Raw genomic sequence first — 16,846 nt, forward strand, 5'->3', positions numbered from 1 at the left:
AAGCGGATTTACGCCCCCGACGACTACGGACCGCCAATGAGCAAGCCGAGCCCCGACGTGTACGAGCAGGGCAAGGGGATGGACGCCCACAACAAGGTGATGCGAGGTATCCGTGCCGAGAAGGAGGCGTCCTACGATCCTCACGAGCCCACGCGGGTGTGGATCGACGAGGACAACACGCCCGACGGAGTCTACCAGAGCCTCACGATCATCCTGAACACCGGCGGGTGTCGCTGGGCGCGGGCCGGCGGCTGCACGATGTGTGGCTACGTCGCCGAATCCGTCGAAGGCGGGAGCGTCGCCCACGACGCGCTGATGGACCAGATCGACGCCTGTCTGGAACACGAAGCGGAGAACGCGGAGGAGCAGTCCGGTCTCATCAAGATCTACACGAGCGGCTCCTTCCTCGACGAGCGAGAGGTCGCAGCCGAATCGCGCCAGGCCATCGCCGAGGCGTTCGCCGACCGCGAGCGGATCGTCGTCGAGAGCCTGCCCGACTTCGTCGACCGCGAGAAACTGGCCGACTTCACGGACGTGGGCCTCGAAACCGACGTGGCGGTCGGCCTCGAAACCGGCACCGACCGCGTGCGCCACGACTGCGTGAACAAGTACTTCGACTTCGAGGCGTTCGTCGAGGCCAGCGAAGAAGCCGACGCGGCCGGGGCCGGCATCAAGGCGTACCTGCTGATGAAGCCGCCGTTTCTCAGCGAACCAGAGGCCGTCGAGGACATGAAGCGGTCGGTCCGCAAGTGTGCGGAGTATGCCCACACCGTCTCGATGAACCCCTGTAACGTCCAGCGGTACACGATGGTCGACGAACTCTACTTCCGGGACGGCTATCGGCCGCCCTGGCTCTGGAGCGTCGCCGAGGTGCTCGAAGACACTGCTGACGCCGACGCCATCGTCGTCTCCGACCCCGTCGGCCACGGCAGCGACCGCGGCCCGCACAACTGCGGCGAGTGCGACGACCGCGTCCAGAAAGCGATCAAGGACTTCGACCTGCGGCAGGACCCGACCGTCTTCGAGCAGGTGTCCTGCGAGTGCGAACGGACCTGGGACGCCGTGATGGCTCGCGAGAAGAGTTACAGCCAGCCGCTGACGCGATAGGCGTCGGTTTCTCATACTGTCGGCTGTACCTTCGGAACGATACTCGGATCTCCGGGGAGCCGATATTCTGCAAGGGAGTACAGCCGACAGTATCAGGCGTCGGACTCCTCCGAACTCGTTTCGGCGGCATTCACGTCCAGTTTCGCCCGCGGGACCCGCAGTGTCACGATGCTGCCCCGCGGATCGTTGTCGTCGAACGAGAGCGTTCCGCCGGACTGCTGGATGACCCAGTTGACCAGCCAGAGACCCAGGCCGCCGGCGTGTCGTAACTGCGTTATCTCGCGGTTCTCGACGAGCAACTCCCGTTCCGTCCGCGGGAGTCCCGGGCCGTCGTCGCGGACTTCGACCGCCACCGAATCGTCCTCGCGACGAACCGTCACGTCGACCTGCGGCGCGTCAGAGTCGTTGTGGATGACGGCGTTCTGGACGACGTGGTAGACGGCGGTCTGGAGGAGCGTGTCGGCGTTCGCGGACGCGCTATCCGGATGCGAGTATTCGACGGTCGACTCGGGGAACTCGTCTTGCACTCTCTCGACGACGGCCGTGACTGCCTCGATGACGTCGACGGGACTGCCCGTTCGGTTCTCGTTTCCGAGCGTCTGTTCGACCAGCCGCGTTTTCTCCGCCAGTTCGATCAGGTCCGTCGCTCGCTCTTCGATGGCATCGACCGGCGTAGAGAGCGTCTCCCGAACTTCCCCGCGGAGCATCTCGGCGTTCCCCCTGACGATGTTCATCCCGTTCCGGAGGTCGTGGCGGAGGACTCGATTCAACACTTCGACCCGCTTTCTGCGCTGCTTACGCTCCGTGATGTCGGTGAACACCGCGTACCGCTCGGTGTCGTTCGCGCCGACGTCGACTGGAACGACGGTCAACAGGAACTCCCGCAGTCCGTCGGCAGTCCTGCGCGTGACCTCCCGCTCGACCGTCTCACCGGCGGTCGACTTCTGGTTTATCTCCCGGTGGGTTTCTATCCTGTCCGGCGGAACGAGGTACTCCTCGACCGGACAGCCGCGTATCTCGTCGGCGGTGTAGCCGAAGACGCGCTCGAAGGCTTCGTTTACGTCGGCGATCACTGCCTGACAGTTCTCCGTACGGACGTTCGCAACCGGGTCGGGGACGTTCTCGAACAGCGCCGCGAACCGGTCCCGTTCCTCCCGGAGTTCGCTTTCGAACTGGACGCGGTCGAGAGCGTTTTCCACGTGAGAGACCATCAGTTCCGCCAGTTCCTCGTCGCTTTCGTCGAACGCTCCGGTCGAGGTCGAGATGGCCTGAAACACGCCCATATCGCCTATCGGGACGCTCAGGGCGGAGTGGTACTCGTCCGAGATGGGAGTTGCGACGGCGTCCTCTCTGACATCGTCGACGCGATAGGTTTCTCCGGTTCGGTGGGTCAGCGCCGTGAGATCGTTGCCGAGTTCCCGGCGTCGCTCCTCCCCGACCGGCAGCGACTCCGACGAGAAGGACTCTATTACGACTTCGTCGCCGTCTATCCGCTGCGTCGCACAGAGATCGAAGTTGAGAACCTGCTGTGCGGCCCTGACGGTGTACTCGTAGATCGCAGAGGGCGTCGCGCAGGTGTCTAACTGTGACGCGACCTCGTGGAGGTTGCGCACCTTCCGCTTTTGCCGCCGCAAGGCCTCCTCGACGGTCTTGCGGTCGCTGATATCTCGGACCGTTCCGACGGTACCGACGAATTCGTCGTCTGCCGGTAGTAGCGACAGGTTCACCTCGCACGGTATCCGTTCGCCGTCTTTCGATCGTATCGCTAACTCGTACGTGACGACGGACCGGTCTTCGGAATCGCGCAACTCGGAGATGAGGCGGCGACCGCGTTCGACGTCGTCCGGGTCCATCAGAACGGAGACGTGTTCGCCGAGCAGTTCGTCGCGAGTGTAACCGGTGTACGACAGCAGACTATCGTTGACCGCGGTGTATCGCCCGTCGGCGTCCAGAGCGTACACGCCGTCGCCGACCGCCTCGACGACAGATTCCATCTGACGGAGTTCCGGCCGCCATTCCGACCGGCCTTCCGCCGTCTCGTCGTCGAAGAGAGCCTCGACCCGGTCGAGGAGTGTCTCGACGCCGTCGCACTTCGGAACGTATCCGTCGGCACCGCTCTCGATAGCCCGCCCAGCGGCCGATTCATCGCCGGAGTCGGTGTAGAAGACGAACGGTAGATCCGCGGCGTCCAGCAGGTCGAAACCGGTCCCGTCCGGCAGTTCGGTTTCGCTGACGATGCAGTCCACCCCGTCGCTTTCGAGTACGTCGAGCCCCGTCTCGTAGTCCGTGACGGCTTTCAGCGACGCTGATGCCGATTCGAACGCCGCTGCGACGGACTCCCGGTCAGCGGCGGACGGGTCGACGTGGAGCACCGTTATTTCCTCTGACATCGGTCTATCGTTCGAAAACGGCCTATCCGAGAGACGAAGGCCTGGTTCTTTAATCTTCCACCAAAAAGTTTAAACCGATTGTTACTCTGCGGCGCGTTCGAATCCGCGGAGGATCCCCGCTCCATCAGTCCCGCCGATGTCGGGGAGAGTCGCACGTTCGGGGTGCGGCATCAGGACTGCGACCGTGTCGTCCGCGCCGAGGACTCCCGCGACGCTGTGTTTCGAACCGTTGGGGTTTGCGTCCTCGGTGAGTTCGCCGTCGGCGTCGCAGTACCGAAAGAGGACGCGCCCGTCCGCCTCTAGTTCCGTCAACCGCTCGTCGGTCACCTCGTAGCGCCCCTCGCCGTGGGCGATAGGCACCTCGATCACGTCGCCCTCCTCGTACGCGGCCGTCCACGGCGTGTCGGCGTTCTCGACACGGAGGTGGACGCGTTCGCACTGGAACCGCGCGCTCCGGTTCGTGGTGAACGCGCCCTCGGTCAGCCCGGACTCGCATCCGATCTGGGCACCGTTACAGACGCCGAGGACGGGAACGCCGTCGGCGGCGGCCGCGCGGACCTCCTCCAGTATCGGCGACTGTGCGGCCATCGCTCCGGCCCGCAGGTAGTCGCCGTACGAGAACCCGCCGGGGAGTACCACGCCGGTCGTCTCCGCGGGGAGACCGTCCTCGTGCCAGACGATCTCCGCGTCGATGTCGAGGTTGTCAAGCGCACGAGCGGCGTCGCGGTCGCAGTTCGACCCGCCGAATCTGATGATGGCGACCGTCATCGCTCGTCGACGGTGATATCGTAGTCGTGGATGGTCGGATTCGCCAGCAACCGCTCCGCCATCTCGTCGACGCGGTCGGTCGCGTCCTCGGCCGATTCCGCATCGACGTCGATCTCGAACCGGTCTGCCGAGCGGAGGTCTTCGAGTTCGAAGCCGAGTCGTTCCAGCGAACGCTGGGTCGTCTCGGCCTCGGGGTCAAGCACGCCGCGTTTCAGTCGCACCGTCACCGTGGCGGTGTAGGCGGTCATTATCTGAACTCCCGTATTCGTGTTCAAAAACTCTTGTGACTCGGCGCCGGTGTCCACGTTCGTGGATAGGCAGTAGCTACACGGAAACGAAGGCTTTTGCCCTCGGATGGCGGAGAACTCCCCGATGACGCCGCTCGACACCGACAGGAGGGAGTTACGATGACGACCGATCTGACCGAGATCACGGTTATCGGAGACGACGACACCGGACTCATCGCGCGAGTGACGACGCTTCTGTTCGAGCGGGGAGCAAACATCGAGGACCTGGACCAGGCCGTTCGCGACGGCCTGTTCCGCATGACGATGTCCGTCGACACGACGGGGATGGTGTGTACCGACGCGACGCTCAGGTCGGACCTACACGACCTCGGCGACGAACTCGGCGTCGACGTACAGGTCCGGTTCCCGACCGACCGCGAGACACAGCAGATAGCCGTCCTCGTCACCAAGGAGTCGCACTGCCTCGAAGCGCTGTTCGAGGCCTGGGCCAACGGCGATCTCGGCGCGGACATCGGCGTCGTCATCGGCAATCACGACGACCTTCAACCGCTCGCCGAGCAGTACGGCGTCCCGTTCCACGACATCGGCGACGGGAAGGGCCAACCGGACGAGGGCGAACTGTTGGACGTGCTGGCGGAGTACGACACAGACCTCATCGTGCTGGCGCGGTACATGCGGATCCTCAGCCCGAACGTAGTGTTCCGATACGAGGACCGGATCATCAACATTCACCCGAGCCTGCTACCGGCCTTCCCCGGCGCGAAGGCCTACCGACAGGCGAAAGAGGAGGGCGTCCGCATCGCAGGCGTCACCGCCCACTACGTGACGACGGACCTGGATCAGGGGCCGATCATCACTCAGCGCGCCTTCGACGTTCCCGACGACGCTGTAGTCGATGACCTCAAACGTCGCGGCCAGCCGCTGGAAGCCGACGCGCTGCTGGAGGCGGTCAAACTCCACCTCGAAGACGGCGTGAGCGTCCACCGCGGCCGCACCAGCCTCCGGGACGAGGCCGAGGGCTATCAGCTCGGCCTCACCGACGCCGCGTCCGAGGCCAACCCGGACCGACCGCTCGACGGCATCGGCGAGGCTGTGGCGGAGAACGGGTCGGTGGAGGAATCCGCCGACGATTGATCGGCGACGAGTGTCTTTCGTCGCTGCGATCGCGGCGGATACAGCCGACGATTGATCGGCGACGAGTGTCTTTCGTCGCTGCGGTCGTCGCCGATGAACGTCGAACGGGTGCTCACTCGTTCCGCCACTCGTCCAGACAGGCCTCGCTGCAGAACTGCCGACGGTCGACGGCACCGTCGACTATCGTCGTGTGAACGCGGCGGTCCGCCGCCGGGACTGTCGACTCGCCGCAGTTCGCACAGTTCGGCGCGTCGTCCGCGCTGACCGCTTCGCCGAGATCCGACGTTGGGTCGACCATAGGCACGAACGGTAGCGAGGGTCACACTTCAAACGTCGTGTTGGTGCAGATGACGACGGGACTCGTCGAACCGGCCGTTACAGCCGCCAGACCTCGCCGACGGCCGAATCGAGCTGGGGCGCGTCGAACAGTTCCCGGCCGACGTACGCGTTCGCACCGGCGGCGTACAGGTCGCGAGCGATCTGGATCACGTCGTCGTCGAGCGGTTCGGGCGCGGACTCGCACAGCGATTTCCAGTCGGCGATGTCCCGGCGCTTCGCTTTTGCCTTCGCGTCCTGGACGGCTTCGACCCACTCCGGTTGGGTTCGCTTGTGGTACTGGCGGATAACTTCCTTCGATATCTGCGTGCCCTCGTAACTGAAGCGGTTCTCGTCGAACGTGCCGACGACGTCCGCGACGCGGATCTCTCCCCGGTAGTAGAGACACTCGATCTTCCCGTCCTCGTGGGTCAGGCCGGCGTCCTCGGCGCGGTCGGTGACGGTCCGGTTGACCCCGAGCGCGGTCGCTTCGAGGTCGTCGATCGACGCCGTGCCGGCTATCGCGTCGGCCTCCTCGCGGGAAAGGTAGCGGTCGCTCTCCTCGTATTTCGTCGAGAACTCGACGATGGGGTCATCAAGGTCGACCCCGTCGTCGGGCCACGTTTCCATGTCGAGACCGTGGTCCGCGGGGTCGGTCCTGCGGCGCAGACTGGATCCGACGGGGACGCGATTGCGGAAGACGATTTCGAGCGGGACGAGGTAGTTCTCGCCCGCCGCCTCGTGGTACGCGTCGTAGTCGTACTCCCGGCCTTCGTGCGGGAGCTCCGGTACCTGCGTCAGATCGATGGCCATCTCGCGCGGCGGCTCGTCGACGTCGGCGAGCGGAACCGGGTCGTCCGAACCGGCGGGGATCACCCCCCGGTAATGAGTCGGAATGCCCTCGTCTTCCAGCAGTTCGAAGTTGTACGCGCCCATCGAGCAGAGGCTAGCGCCCTTCTCCGGGATGGTGTCGGGCATCTTCCCCCAGTCGAACACGGAGTAGTCGTCCGTGAACACGAACGACCCCGCGCCGAGTTCGTCGTCGCTCGCCGGTTCCTCGATACGGAACTCCTTGACGCTTGTCACGCGTCGACCACCACGGTCATAGTTCCATTGCCGGGGGCGCGGATTATGAAGGTTTCAATCGGCGCGCCCGCGGAGCGGTCGTCGGCTCGGGAATGACCGGCGTCGACGCCGGCTTCGTCCGTCTCGTGTGGTTCCAGCACGAAGTGCCGGACCCGCTACCCTTTTGCACTACGGGAGTAGAGAGACGACAATGACCGACGGACCCGCGACTGGACCGGGCGGCCGCGAGACGATCCGGTTCGAACACCGCCCGGAGACGGACCAGTCGTTCGAGAACGCGTTGCGAAAAGCCCGCGACGGCGAACGGCTCACAGTCGCCGACGGCGTCGAACTCATGACCACGGGCACCGACACCGACGGGATCGACCGAGAGCGCAGAGAGCGCGTGCTGGCGGCCGCGGACCGCCGCCGCGCCGAAGAGGTCGGCGAGGAGGTGACGTTCGTCGCGAACGTCAACAATAACGTCACGACTGCCTGCAACACCGGATGCCTGTTCTGTAACTTCAAAAACACCGCGGAGAACTTCGAGAACGGGAGCGAAGGGGAGCACGCGGGGTTTACCAAACGCCCCGCCGAGTCTCGCGAGATAGTCCGCGACGCCGTCGAGATGGGCATCTACGAGGTCACTTCCGTCTCCGGCCTTCACCCGGGGTTCGCGCTGGACGAGGAACATCTGGAGATACTGGAGACGAGCGACCGCGGCGACCTCAACTACAAGTCTCCGAACAGGTACGAAACCGACCCCGGCACGTACTGCGAACAGATCCGGGCGATGAACGTCGACGGCGTCCACGTCCACTCCATGACGCCGGAGGAAGCGTACCACGGTCGCCGCGGCACGGACTGGTCGTACGAGGAGGTGTACGGTCGCCTCGCGGACGCCGGTCTCGACAGCGTCCCCGGCACCGCCGCCGAGATCCTCGTCGACGAGGTCCGCGACGTGATCTGTCCCGGCAAGATCGGCACCGACGAGTGGATAGAGGCGATCGAAGCCGCCGCGACCGTCGGCCTCGACACCACAGCGACGATCATGTACGGCCACGTCGAAAACGAGATGCACCGCGTCATGCATCTAAAGCGGATACGCGACCTGCAGGACCGCACCGACAACATCACCGAGTTCGTCCCCCTCTCGTTCATCCACGAGAACACGCCGCTGTACGAGTACGACATGGTGGAAGGCGGCGCGAGCGACGCCGAGGACGAACTGATGATCGCCGTCTCGCGGCTCTTCCTCGACAACGTCGACCACATTCAGGCGTCGTGGGTGAAATCCGGCGACGCGAAAGGACTGAAACTGCTCAACTGCGGAGCCGACGACTTCATGGGCACCATCCTCTCCGAGGAGATAACGAAACGCGCCGGCGGCGAGTACGGCGAGTACCGCTCGTTCGACGAGTACGTCGACATGATCACCGCCATCGGGCGCACGCCGGTCGAGCGCTCGACGGACTACCGGCAGCGCCGCGTCATCGACCCCGACGACCGACCGCACGGGCCGAAGCTAGGGCCGAAAGCTGACGGAACGCCGATGCTAAGCGGCGAAGCGCGGGCGGCGGACGACTGAAAAAGGGAGTCGCGTTCCCTGTAGAGGAAACCGGCGACCGCACACGTGGGGGTCCCCTGGTCCGAGCGAGCGGCCGTGAGTGTACCGCGGCGAGATGTCAGGAGGTATGTCGCTCCTCGGAAGAGCCTGGCATCCGGGAGAGGAGGAGCGGGTAGCCGCCCCCGAGTACGGCCCCAAAGACGACGTGGCCGGCGAGGAAGGCCAGGTCGAAGTTCGGTATCGGTGGAGAGCGCGACGTTACCGCGCTGATCCAGGTCGGCATGAGAACCGATGCCGCGACCAGCCAGACGACGACGCTGAACGCGATCCCGACGGCAACTCCGGGCCCCACCCGGGTAGCGAACCCGTGCAGTGGCTCGTAACTGACCACTCGCGCGTAGACGATTCCGAATACGATACTGTGGTTGAGATGTAGGAACAGACCGATTCTCGGACTCCCTGCCAGCCCGTACAGTAGTCCGACCTTTTGTAGCTGCTCGGGCGTGGTCCTCGCGGTCAGCACGGCGAAGGCGATTCCCCCGATCAAGCCTGCGACCCCTGCACTGATGAGGTCGTCCGGCCCCATTCGGGACGACCATTCGCGCCGGGAGTTGCTGGCCATGCTGTACGGAGGTCGTTCATACGTATACGAAGATCCCAACCTGTCCCTGAGACAGCATCCCAGTCGCGCGTCGCGTCGCCGACTGTAGGTCGCTACTGAACCGAAATCGGTCGATCTGTCGGAGTTCGGCTGCCGGTGCAAACTGACACCCGATCACCGCGTTCGCCAGCAACCGGATCTACGAACCCCCGTCTCCGGAGTCGTCCGTCAGAACCCCGCCCCACGCGAAAGGTTTAGTCGACGCTGGTAGTATAAGACGCATGAACAAACTCGCTCCTGCGGGCGAAAACGCGTGGGAACTCCCGCGACACGCCCGAATCGTCGTGTACGACGAGCGAGAGCGCGGATTACTCACTATTTACGACTGCGCGGCGGCGCAGAAACCGCCGACTGCGCAACTGCTAGGCCGCCTTAACCGGGTAAGCGCCGATTGCGAGCGCGAGGCGACGCCGACGGGCGAACGCGTCACCCTGCGCGAACCGGCCGTGCTGGAGAGAACGGGCGAGGACTGCTGGAACGTCGAGCGCGGGAGCGGAGCGAACGGCTGAGCCGATCCTGTCGACGGCAGCGACTCGTCAGCGGGACTGGCTGCCCGCACTTGTCAGTGTTGCCGCCGATGGCGTGCGGTGACGTGGTGCGAAGGCACCTCCGGCCGTAGACGGGGTCGTCCGGACTTTCGAGAGTTCCTCTATAGCATCGGACTGGCGAAATATAGGCGCGAGAAACGCTATAGGCACCCCCGACGGTTTGAGGTTGGCGAGTGTCGAGAAGGTATGGCGGACGAACACGCCACTCGATGTGAATACCAACTCGAGATCGGACTGATCGACGACGATTTCTCCAGCGAACCTTGCGACCGCCCCACCTGGGAAGACCACGATTACTGCGTCTGGCACGCCAAGGTCGACGGGAAAACCAAGGAGACAATCGAGGAGGCCCAAGAGGAATCATCGGTGGACGTCGACGGGGCGTATCTCCAGGGAGCGGAGCTCGCCGGCGTGGACTGGTTCGCCGAGTCGTCGATCGTCGGCGCCGACCTGACCGGTGCCGACCTGCGCGGGGCCGATTTCTCCGAGGCGGACATGATGCTCACGACCCTGACGAACGTGAGCGCGATAAATACGGACTTCTCGGAGGCGAATCTCGAAGGGGCCATCTTCACCAACGCCGACCTCCGTCGGGCGACGCTCCAGAACGCGCTCCTCAACGACGCAGTTCTCACCGACGTCCACATCGGGGGGTCGACGGACCTGGGGGACGTATCTGCCTACGAGCACGATTCCGTCGAGCCGAAGCTGAGCAACGTCCATCGGTTAGAGGCCGCCGCCTGGGCGTATCGCCAACTCGAACAGCTGTATCAAGACAACGCGCTCCCGAGGTTGGCCCAGCGGAGCTACAACCAGGAGAAAGACGCCCGCCGTAGGCTCGCGTGGCAGGAGGGCGACTACGGGGAGGCGATCAAGTGGTCGGCCTCCAAGTGGGTGATGAAGTACGGGAGCAGCCCGTATCGGATCCTGCTGGTGTCGCTCATCGTGATCACCGCGTCCGCGCTGCTGTACCCCCTCACCGGCGGCATACGGGAGGTCGGGGACGAGTCATCGATAACGTACTCGATCGATAATCCGCAAGAGGCGCCCACCTGGTGGATCGCCAGGGTCATGTTCAAGAGCTTCTACTTCAGCGTGGTGACGTTCGCCACGCTCGGCTACGGCGACATACAGCCTATCGGCATACTGGCACGCTTGCTGGCCGGCGTCGAGACTATCCTCGGGACGCTCTTGGCTGCGCTTCTGGTGTTCGTGCTCGCCCGGATCGTGACGTGGTGAACGGACCGCGTCAGGTGGGTCGGCCGACGACCTATCGCTCGCGGACGGTCATCTCGGCATCGCCCTTCGGCTGGAGCGTCACGGCGGCCGACAGGTCGAGGTCGTCGTACTCGCGTTCGAATTCGAACGCGGAACAAAGCGTCGCAAGCACCAGTTGCGCCTCAGTCATCGCGAACTGCTGGCCGATACACCGGCGCTTCCCGCCCCCGAACGGGAAGTACGCGAAGTCCGGGCGGTCGTCGCCGTCGAGCCATCGCTCGGGGCGGAACGCCTCGGGGTCGTCCCAGTAGCGGTCGTCGCGATGGAGCACCCACGTCGGCAGGACGAGCAGCGCGCCTTCGGGTACGCGGTACTCGCCGAACGTCACGTCCCGAACGGGTTCCCTGCGGATCTCGTGGGCCGGCGGATAGAGCCGCATCGACTCTCTGACCGCCGCGTTCGTGAATTCGAGCGCGTGGAGGTCCGTCATCTCGGGGCGGCCGTCGACCGCGGCGTCTATCTCGGAGCGTACGCGGTCGGCCGCTTCCGGATTGCGCGTCAGCAGGTCGAGGGTGAAGGTGAGTGTCAGGGCGGTGGTCTCGTGGCCGGCAAACAGAAAGGTGAGCATCTCGTCGCGGATCTGCTCGTCGTCCATCGCCGCGTCGGCCGAGAGCAGCATCGACAGGAGGTCGTCGCGGTCCTCGTCGGCCGCTCGGCGCGTATCGACGATGTCGTATATCTCGTTTTCGAGGTGTTCGAGCGCGCGGTTCCCCCGGCGGATCATCGGGATCGGGGCCCAGTCGGGCGCGAGGAACGTGATCGGCTGGTTCTGCGGCTGCATCGGTTCGCGAAGCGTCTCGGCGGCGTCGAAGATCCCCCGGTCGTCGAGGTCGATGTCGGACCCGAACATCGCCGCGGTGAGTATCTCCATCGTTAGACGCATCATCTCGGGTTTCATCGCGCGGGTCTCTCCGTCGGCCCAGTTAGCCGTGCGCGCCGCCGTCCGGTCGACCATGATGTCGGCGTACCGCTTGATGTGGTCCATGTAGAACGCCGGCTGGATGGCCTCGCGCTGGCGCTCCCACAGGTCACCCTCGCTGGTGATGAGCCCGTTGCCAACTATATCGCGCAGCTGGTCGGAGCTGCCCTGATGCTTGCGAAACTGGTCGTCCTCGTTCAGTAGCACGCGTTCGATGTCGTCCGGGTCCGTCAGCATGTACGCGTCCATCCCGATTATCTCGTAGTTGACGACGCGGCCGTACCGATCCGCGCAGCGCTCTTTGAACGCGCAGGGACCGCGAACCCACTGGTGGGTGTTTCCCACGAGCGGCAGTCCCCGCGGTCCGGGTGGGTCCCGCACGGGCGGTCTCTCGGGGTCGGTAGCGTCGCGTGGCGCACCCTCGGACGACAGCCTCGTTTCGGGCATACAGTGATATCTACGCGCCGAACGCGGGTAAGGAGACTGCGCGGCATTCGGGGCCGGTTTAAGTTCGGCACCGAGGACCGACCGCAGACCACGTAGATATTTGACACCGAACGAGGAACTGCCGGGTATGCGTTACGTCACGGTCAGGATCACGCCGAAGGAGGGGACGGCGTTCCATCCGCTCGGACAGGCGTTATCTGACGAACCATCGGTGACGCGGGAGGCGGTCCACCGAAACGAACTGCTGGACGACGGTACGTGTGCCATGCTCGCGGAGGCGCGCGGCGACCGCAACCGGTACGAGGAGATCTTGGAGGAGTCGCTTCACGTCCTCGACTACGCGGTCACCGGGACGGACTGCTGGTGGTACTCCTACACACACTACGAGCCGACGGACCTCACCCGCAGGATGCTAGAGCAGCGGGGCGAATCTGAGGTGATGATGGAGATGCCGTACGACGTCGCCGAGGACGGGTCGATGGAGATCACGTTCGTCGGGGACGAGCAGACGTTCGCCGGCGCGATGCCGATGGGCGGTGACGCGTTCACCATCGAAGTGTTAGAGACCGGCGACCACCACCCCGAGGTCGACGACCTGTTTGGAACCCTCACCGCCCGGCAACAGGAGATACTCGACACCGCCGTCCGTCTCGGCTACTATCAGAACCCTCGCAAAGCGACTCACGAGGAGATCGCCGACCAGGTCGACGCCTCGCCGAGCACCGTGGGCGAACACCTCCGAAAGATCGAATCCCACGTGTTCTCCGAGTTCGTACAGACCGGTGCTGCGGGCGACACGCGGCGACGGCCTAAATCATAACGGCCATCAGCAGGGCCGTCAGCACCAGGTTGGCGAACGAGAGCACCAGCATCCCCTTCCACCCGACGCCGATCAGTTGGTCGATCCGCATGCGCGGCATCGCCGACCGGGCCCACTGCGTGAACAGGAACACGGCCCACAGTTTGATCAGGAACCAGACGATCCCCGGGAGGACGGGCCCGGCGGGACCGCCGAGAAACAGCGTGATGATGAGGCCGGCCCCGAGAAAGATGTGCAGGAACTCGCCGAGGTACAGGAGGACGAAATACACCGACGAGTACTCGGTCTGAAACCCGGCGATGATCTCCGTCGGCGCTTCCGGCGTGTCGAAGGGGTTGCGACCGACCTCCGCGAGGTTTGCGACGACGAAGAGGACGAACGCGAACGGGTTGACAAAGGCGTACCACGCCGGGATCGAGAGACCGGCGACGGAGACGAGCGTCCCCTGTTGTGCGGCAACTATCTCGCTCGTTTGCATCGTCCCCGCGAGCAACACGATCGAGGCAGCGGTGACGACCAGCGGGATCTCGTACGCGATGTTCTGTGCAACGGCGCGTAAACTGCCGAGCAGAGAGAACTTGTTGTTCGAGGCGTACCCCGCCATCGTCATCCCCAGCGTCGCCAGCGAAGCGACTGCGAAAGCGAAGACGATCCCGGTGGCCGGGTCGGCCACCTGGATCCCGCTTCCCATCGGTATCACGGCGAAGCCGAACAGCGCCGAGAACGTGACGAGCAACGGCGCAACGTCGTACGCCGGACGGTCGGCGCGCTCCGGTACGATCAGTTCCTTCGAGATGAGACGGACCACGTCGGCGACGATGATCAGGAGCCCCAGCGGCCCCATCCGGTTCGGCCCTTTCTTCCCCCAGATGGTCGCCAGTACTCGGCGCTTAGCCCACGGTCCGGCGACCGCGGCGTTCGTCAGAAGGATGACGGCGACTGTGGCGGCGGCGAGCAGTCCGCCCACGGCAGTCCCGGCGGGCCCCGGGTCCGCGCCGAATCCGAGGTCGCGTGCGAGCCTCTCGGTAAGCGTCAGTATCGACATTGTCCGAGAGTTCGCAGGCCAGGTGCGTAATCCCGGTGCAGGGGATACGCGGCGGATTTAAGTCGGCCGTGTCGTCGACCCGCCTCGGCGGGACTCAGTCCGCCGCCAGCGAGGTGCCGCCGACGACCGCACGGTAGCGTTCGCCCGCGGCGTCGTCCGCGTTCAACGCTCGCCGGATCGGGTCGGGGAGCCAGTCGTCGCCCGGCGCGGGGTTGCCGTCGAACCCGGGCGACCGGAGATCCTCGGGGAGATATCGCTCGTACACCGGTAGCCGTTCGTGGAGCGGCACGTCCGCATCCGCGGCAATGTCTTTCAGTTCGCGCAGCGCGGGCCACTCGTAGTCCGGGTTGATGTGGTCGTCGGTGATCGGCGAGACACCGCCCAGGTCGTCGATGCCGCAGTCGACCACGTCCCGTGCCGGCGCGAGGTTCGGCGGGACCTGGACGGATATCTCCTCGGGGAGACAGTGCCGGGCCATCGCCACCGTGCGCCGGAGCGTCTCGACGTCCGGCGACCCGCCGTGCCAGCGCTCGTTTTCCACCACCGGCTGGACGATCAGTTCCTGTATGTGGCCGTACCGCTCGTGCATCTCCCGGATGGCGAGCAGGCTCTCCGCACGGTCGCGCCAGTCCTCGCCGACGCCAACGAGGATCCCGGTCGTGAACGCAACGTCGAGTTCGCCCGCGTTTCGGATCGTGTTCAGGCGCTGACCGGGGGTTTTCGTCCGGGGACCGCCGTGGGCTCCCACGTCGGCCGTCGTCTCCAGCATCACGCCCATGCTGGCGTTTACCTCTGCGACCGTCGCCATCTGTTCGTACGTCTGGTCGCCGGGATTGGCATGGGGGAGCAGGCCCTCCTCCAGCGCTATTTCGCAGACTTCGCGGAGATACTCGTGGATGGAGTCGTGACCCCACTCGTCCAGTTGCCCGTGGATCGCTTCGTAGCGGTCGTCCGGGTCGTCGCCGAAGGTGAACAGCGCCTCGGTACAGCCGGCGTCAGCGCCCGTTCGAAGCGTCTCGCGGACCGCCTCCGTGCTCATCAGCGTCGCTTCGCCCGGCGGGTCGAAGTAGGTGCAGTAGGTGCAGGTGTACCGGCAGGCGGTCGTCAGCGGAACGAACACGTTCCGACAGAAGGATAGTTCGTCCGCCGGAGAAACGTCGTCCGGGGAGACCCCGAGTAGTTCTTCGACTGCAGCGTCCGCTATCGCGAGGTCGATATCGTACTCGTCGATCCCCGGTATCATAGCCACCGGTTGCACGCGTGACGATAAAAACATGTTACTCTCAACTTGTGTATTCTCTCTAATTCCGGTAAGATTAAGTCCAGGCCTCGTATTCGAAACCGTATGTCAGAAGGAAATAAGGTCGCGGAGCAGCAGGCGGCCGACACCGCGGGGGAGCGCCGCCGTCAACCAACGACAGACCAGGGGTTCTTCTCGAAACCGGTGGTTCGCCGCACGCTCGTCACCCACGTCGCGGCGTACCTGCTCGTCGTGGTCGGCATCCTGTTGCTCACTCGGTTCGTCCCCGACCTCGCTGTGTTACTCGGCGTGGAAGGTGAACTGGCGTCGGTCAGCGACCGCGTTCCCGCCGTGGCGAACGCCGTCGGCGGCCCAGCCATGATCGTCCTCGGTCTGTTCGCGTTCCTGCTGTCGGTGTTTGCGGGTCCGGTCGTCGCCGGCATCGTCGGAGTCGCAGTCGGACTGAAAGAACGCGCCGAGCGGAAGACGCTGACGCTCGCGTCCGGTCTGGGCGGGTTCGTCGGCTACCTGCTCCCGATCGTCACGCTGTTTCTGCTCGTGGATTCGCAAGTTCCGACGGCGAGCATCGGCTTCGGTGACGCCCTCACCAACGGCATCGCGATGAGTCTCCCGAGCGCGCTCGTCGCCGCCGGAATGACGTATCTCACCACCTGGAACTAGCGGGTGACGGTCACGCGACCATCCGTCGCGACGAGTTCGAATCCGGCGTCGCGTAGCCACGCTGACGCGTCGCCCTCGCCGTGAAGCAGGAGTTCCGCAAGGTCGGCACGCTCGTCGATGTCCGTCGCGAGGCGATGCGAGTCGACCACGGAAAACGCAGCGCCGAGGTCGCCGGCGCGCCGTCGGTGGTCGCGGAATGAAACGCCGTGATAGTCGACGCGGAACTCGGGGTGGCGCACGACGAGCGCGTTCGTCCCACCGCCGCGACCCGGCGCGGCGACGACATCGCCGCCTGTCGCGTAGAGGCGTTCCAGCGCCGCCGGCGAGGCGAGGCCGAGGTCGGCCATGACGACGGCGACCGGGCCGTCGGCCTCGCCCAGAACGGCGTTGACCGCGGTCGAGAGCGACCGGTCGTCGACGGTGACTGGCGCGTCCGCGTCGACGGGGGCGGTCGACAGTATCGTCGGGTCGCCGCCGGCGGCCCGGACGCTCCTTAGCACGTCCGAGAGCATCGTCCGGGCGAACGCCGACCGCTCAGCGGACGAGAGGACATCGGCGAGACGGGTCTTCGGGTCGCCGGCGGCGAACGGAACCACGGTACGCATGGCTCGGC

Annotated in this window: 17 protein-coding genes; 7 read left to right on the top strand and 10 right to left on the bottom strand. The window is 65.1% G+C overall.

Features of this window, described 5'->3' with window-relative positions; genetic code table 11:
* Positions 1 to 36: 36 nt before the first annotated feature.
* Positions 37 to 1,107: an archaeosine biosynthesis radical SAM protein RaSEA gene (locus tag SM753_RS05910; protein WP_323190906.1), complete on the top strand. Its 1,071-nt coding sequence runs from the start codon at positions 37 to 39 to the stop codon at positions 1,105 to 1,107.
* Positions 1,108 to 1,199: 92 nt separating this feature from the next.
* Here SM753_RS05910 and SM753_RS05915 read toward each other — a convergent pair whose 3' ends face one another.
* From SM753_RS05915 to purS, 3 genes are all read right to left on the bottom strand, one after another.
* On the bottom strand, positions 1,200 to 3,497 hold the full coding sequence (locus SM753_RS05915) for a PAS domain S-box protein (RefSeq protein WP_323190907.1): 2,298 nt from the start codon (positions 3,495 to 3,497) through the stop codon (positions 1,200 to 1,202).
* Between the two features lie 81 nt (positions 3,498 to 3,578).
* Positions 3,579 to 4,265: a phosphoribosylformylglycinamidine synthase I gene (purQ, locus tag SM753_RS05920; RefSeq protein WP_323190908.1), complete on the bottom strand. Its 687-nt coding sequence runs from the start codon at positions 4,263 to 4,265 to the stop codon at positions 3,579 to 3,581.
* Positions 4,262 to 4,513 carry a phosphoribosylformylglycinamidine synthase subunit PurS gene (purS, locus tag SM753_RS05925; protein WP_138798156.1) on the bottom strand — a complete coding sequence of 84 codons (252 nt, stop codon included), beginning with the start codon at positions 4,511 to 4,513 and terminating at the stop codon, positions 4,262 to 4,264. Before purS ends, purQ begins: the two co-directional genes overlap by 4 nt.
* A 159-nt stretch (positions 4,514 to 4,672) precedes the next feature.
* Between purS and SM753_RS05930 the strand changes: the two genes are divergently transcribed.
* The gene (locus SM753_RS05930) at positions 4,673 to 5,647 is read left to right on the top strand and encodes a formyltetrahydrofolate deformylase (RefSeq protein ID WP_135536244.1); all 975 of its coding nucleotides are present in this window, start codon (positions 4,673 to 4,675) and stop codon (positions 5,645 to 5,647) included.
* Positions 5,648 to 5,759: 112 nt separating this feature from the next.
* Here the strand turns inward: SM753_RS05930 and SM753_RS05935 are convergent, their stop codons facing one another.
* Both SM753_RS05935 and SM753_RS05940 read right to left on the bottom strand, forming a co-directional pair.
* Positions 5,760 to 5,945: a hypothetical protein gene (locus tag SM753_RS05935; RefSeq protein WP_323190909.1), complete on the bottom strand. Its 186-nt coding sequence runs from the start codon at positions 5,943 to 5,945 to the stop codon at positions 5,760 to 5,762.
* A gap of 77 nt (positions 5,946 to 6,022) precedes the next feature.
* Positions 6,023 to 7,048, bottom strand: a complete 1,026-nt coding sequence (locus tag SM753_RS05940; RefSeq protein ID WP_323190910.1) for a phosphoribosylaminoimidazolesuccinocarboxamide synthase — start codon at positions 7,046 to 7,048, stop codon at positions 6,023 to 6,025.
* Positions 7,049 to 7,238: 190 nt separating this feature from the next.
* On the opposite strand from SM753_RS05940, the gene cofH reads away from it, so the two are divergent.
* The gene (gene cofH, locus SM753_RS05945; protein ID WP_323190911.1) at positions 7,239 to 8,615 is read left to right on the top strand and encodes a 7,8-didemethyl-8-hydroxy-5-deazariboflavin synthase subunit CofH; all 1,377 of its coding nucleotides are present in this window, start codon (positions 7,239 to 7,241) and stop codon (positions 8,613 to 8,615) included.
* A gap of 97 nt (positions 8,616 to 8,712) precedes the next feature.
* Here the strand turns inward: cofH and SM753_RS05950 are convergent, their stop codons facing one another.
* Entirely contained in the window at positions 8,713 to 9,216 is a 504-nt protein-coding gene (locus SM753_RS05950) for a histidine kinase (RefSeq protein WP_323190912.1), read from the bottom strand.
* Between the two features lie 260 nt (positions 9,217 to 9,476).
* Here SM753_RS05950 and SM753_RS05955 point away from each other — a divergent pair, with 260 nt between their 5' ends.
* Positions 9,477 to 9,764, top strand: coding sequence for a hypothetical protein (locus SM753_RS05955; protein WP_323190913.1), 288 nt, complete (start codon positions 9,477 to 9,479; stop codon positions 9,762 to 9,764).
* Positions 9,765 to 9,989: 225 nt separating this feature from the next.
* Complete coding sequence (locus SM753_RS05960; RefSeq protein ID WP_323190914.1) at positions 9,990 to 11,042, top strand: pentapeptide repeat-containing protein; 1,053 nt, start codon at positions 9,990 to 9,992, stop codon at positions 11,040 to 11,042.
* A 31-nt stretch (positions 11,043 to 11,073) separates the two neighbouring features.
* Here the strand turns inward: SM753_RS05960 and SM753_RS05965 are convergent, their stop codons facing one another.
* Positions 11,074 to 12,447, bottom strand: coding sequence for a cytochrome P450 (locus tag SM753_RS05965; RefSeq protein ID WP_323190915.1), 1,374 nt, complete (start codon positions 12,445 to 12,447; stop codon positions 11,074 to 11,076).
* A 127-nt stretch (positions 12,448 to 12,574) separates the two neighbouring features.
* Here SM753_RS05965 and SM753_RS05970 point away from each other — a divergent pair, with 127 nt between their 5' ends.
* On the top strand, positions 12,575 to 13,267 hold the full coding sequence (locus SM753_RS05970) for a helix-turn-helix domain-containing protein (protein ID WP_323190916.1): 693 nt from the start codon (positions 12,575 to 12,577) through the stop codon (positions 13,265 to 13,267).
* Here SM753_RS05970 and SM753_RS05975 read toward each other — a convergent pair.
* Both SM753_RS05975 and cofG read right to left on the bottom strand, forming a co-directional pair.
* Positions 13,257 to 14,312, bottom strand: coding sequence for a complex I subunit 1 family protein (locus SM753_RS05975; RefSeq protein WP_323190917.1), 1,056 nt, complete (start codon positions 14,310 to 14,312; stop codon positions 13,257 to 13,259). The genes SM753_RS05970 and SM753_RS05975 overlap by 11 nt on opposite strands.
* Before the next feature lie 94 nt (positions 14,313 to 14,406).
* Positions 14,407 to 15,555 carry a 7,8-didemethyl-8-hydroxy-5-deazariboflavin synthase subunit CofG gene (gene cofG, locus SM753_RS05980; RefSeq protein WP_323190918.1) on the bottom strand — a complete coding sequence of 383 codons (1,149 nt, stop codon included), beginning with the start codon at positions 15,553 to 15,555 and terminating at the stop codon, positions 14,407 to 14,409.
* A 102-nt stretch (positions 15,556 to 15,657) separates the two neighbouring features.
* Between cofG and SM753_RS05985 the strand changes: the two genes are divergently transcribed.
* Positions 15,658 to 16,233: a hypothetical protein gene (locus SM753_RS05985; protein WP_323190919.1), complete on the top strand. Its 576-nt coding sequence runs from the start codon at positions 15,658 to 15,660 to the stop codon at positions 16,231 to 16,233.
* Here the strand turns inward: SM753_RS05985 and cofC are convergent.
* Entirely contained in the window at positions 16,230 to 16,838 is a 609-nt protein-coding gene (gene cofC / locus SM753_RS05990) for a 2-phospho-L-lactate guanylyltransferase (RefSeq protein WP_323190920.1), read from the bottom strand. The genes SM753_RS05985 and cofC overlap by 4 nt on opposite strands.
* Positions 16,839 to 16,846 lie beyond the last annotated feature (8 nt).

Source organism: Halostella sp. PRR32 (assembly GCF_034808085.1).
Classification (GTDB): domain Archaea; phylum Halobacteriota; class Halobacteria; order Halobacteriales; family Natronoarchaeaceae; genus Halostella; species Halostella pelagica.

What these genes read in the sequence shown, in the direction of transcription:
- SM753_RS05910 (WP_323190906.1), top strand. Translation starts at nt 37, where the DNA reads ATGAGCAAGCCGAGCCCCGACGTGTACGAGCAGGGCAAGGGGATGGAC.
- SM753_RS05915 (WP_323190907.1), bottom strand. Translation starts at nt 3,497, where the DNA reads ATGTCAGAGGAAATAACGGTGCTCCACGTCGACCCGTCCGCCGCTGAC.
- purQ (WP_323190908.1), bottom strand. Translation starts at nt 4,265, where the DNA reads ATGACGGTCGCCATCATCAGATTCGGCGGGTCGAACTGCGACCGCGAC.
- purS (WP_138798156.1), bottom strand. Translation starts at nt 4,513, where the DNA reads ATGACCGCCTACACCGCCACGGTGACGGTGCGACTGAAACGCGGCGTG.
- SM753_RS05930 (WP_135536244.1), top strand. Translation starts at nt 4,673, where the DNA reads ATGACGACCGATCTGACCGAGATCACGGTTATCGGAGACGACGACACC.
- SM753_RS05935 (WP_323190909.1), bottom strand. Translation starts at nt 5,945, where the DNA reads ATGGTCGACCCAACGTCGGATCTCGGCGAAGCGGTCAGCGCGGACGAC.
- cofH (WP_323190911.1), top strand. Translation starts at nt 7,239, where the DNA reads ATGACCGACGGACCCGCGACTGGACCGGGCGGCCGCGAGACGATCCGG.
- SM753_RS05950 (WP_323190912.1), bottom strand. Translation starts at nt 9,216, where the DNA reads ATGGCCAGCAACTCCCGGCGCGAATGGTCGTCCCGAATGGGGCCGGAC.
- SM753_RS05955 (WP_323190913.1), top strand. Translation starts at nt 9,477, where the DNA reads ATGAACAAACTCGCTCCTGCGGGCGAAAACGCGTGGGAACTCCCGCGA.
- SM753_RS05960 (WP_323190914.1), top strand. Translation starts at nt 9,990, where the DNA reads ATGGCGGACGAACACGCCACTCGATGTGAATACCAACTCGAGATCGGA.
- SM753_RS05965 (WP_323190915.1), bottom strand. Translation starts at nt 12,447, where the DNA reads ATGCCCGAAACGAGGCTGTCGTCCGAGGGTGCGCCACGCGACGCTACC.
- SM753_RS05970 (WP_323190916.1), top strand. Translation starts at nt 12,575, where the DNA reads ATGCGTTACGTCACGGTCAGGATCACGCCGAAGGAGGGGACGGCGTTC.
- SM753_RS05975 (WP_323190917.1), bottom strand. Translation starts at nt 14,312, where the DNA reads ATGTCGATACTGACGCTTACCGAGAGGCTCGCACGCGACCTCGGATTC.
- cofG (WP_323190918.1), bottom strand. Translation starts at nt 15,555, where the DNA reads ATGATACCGGGGATCGACGAGTACGATATCGACCTCGCGATAGCGGAC.
- SM753_RS05985 (WP_323190919.1), top strand. Translation starts at nt 15,658, where the DNA reads ATGTCAGAAGGAAATAAGGTCGCGGAGCAGCAGGCGGCCGACACCGCG.
- cofC (WP_323190920.1), bottom strand. Translation starts at nt 16,838, where the DNA reads ATGCGTACCGTGGTTCCGTTCGCCGCCGGCGACCCGAAGACCCGTCTC.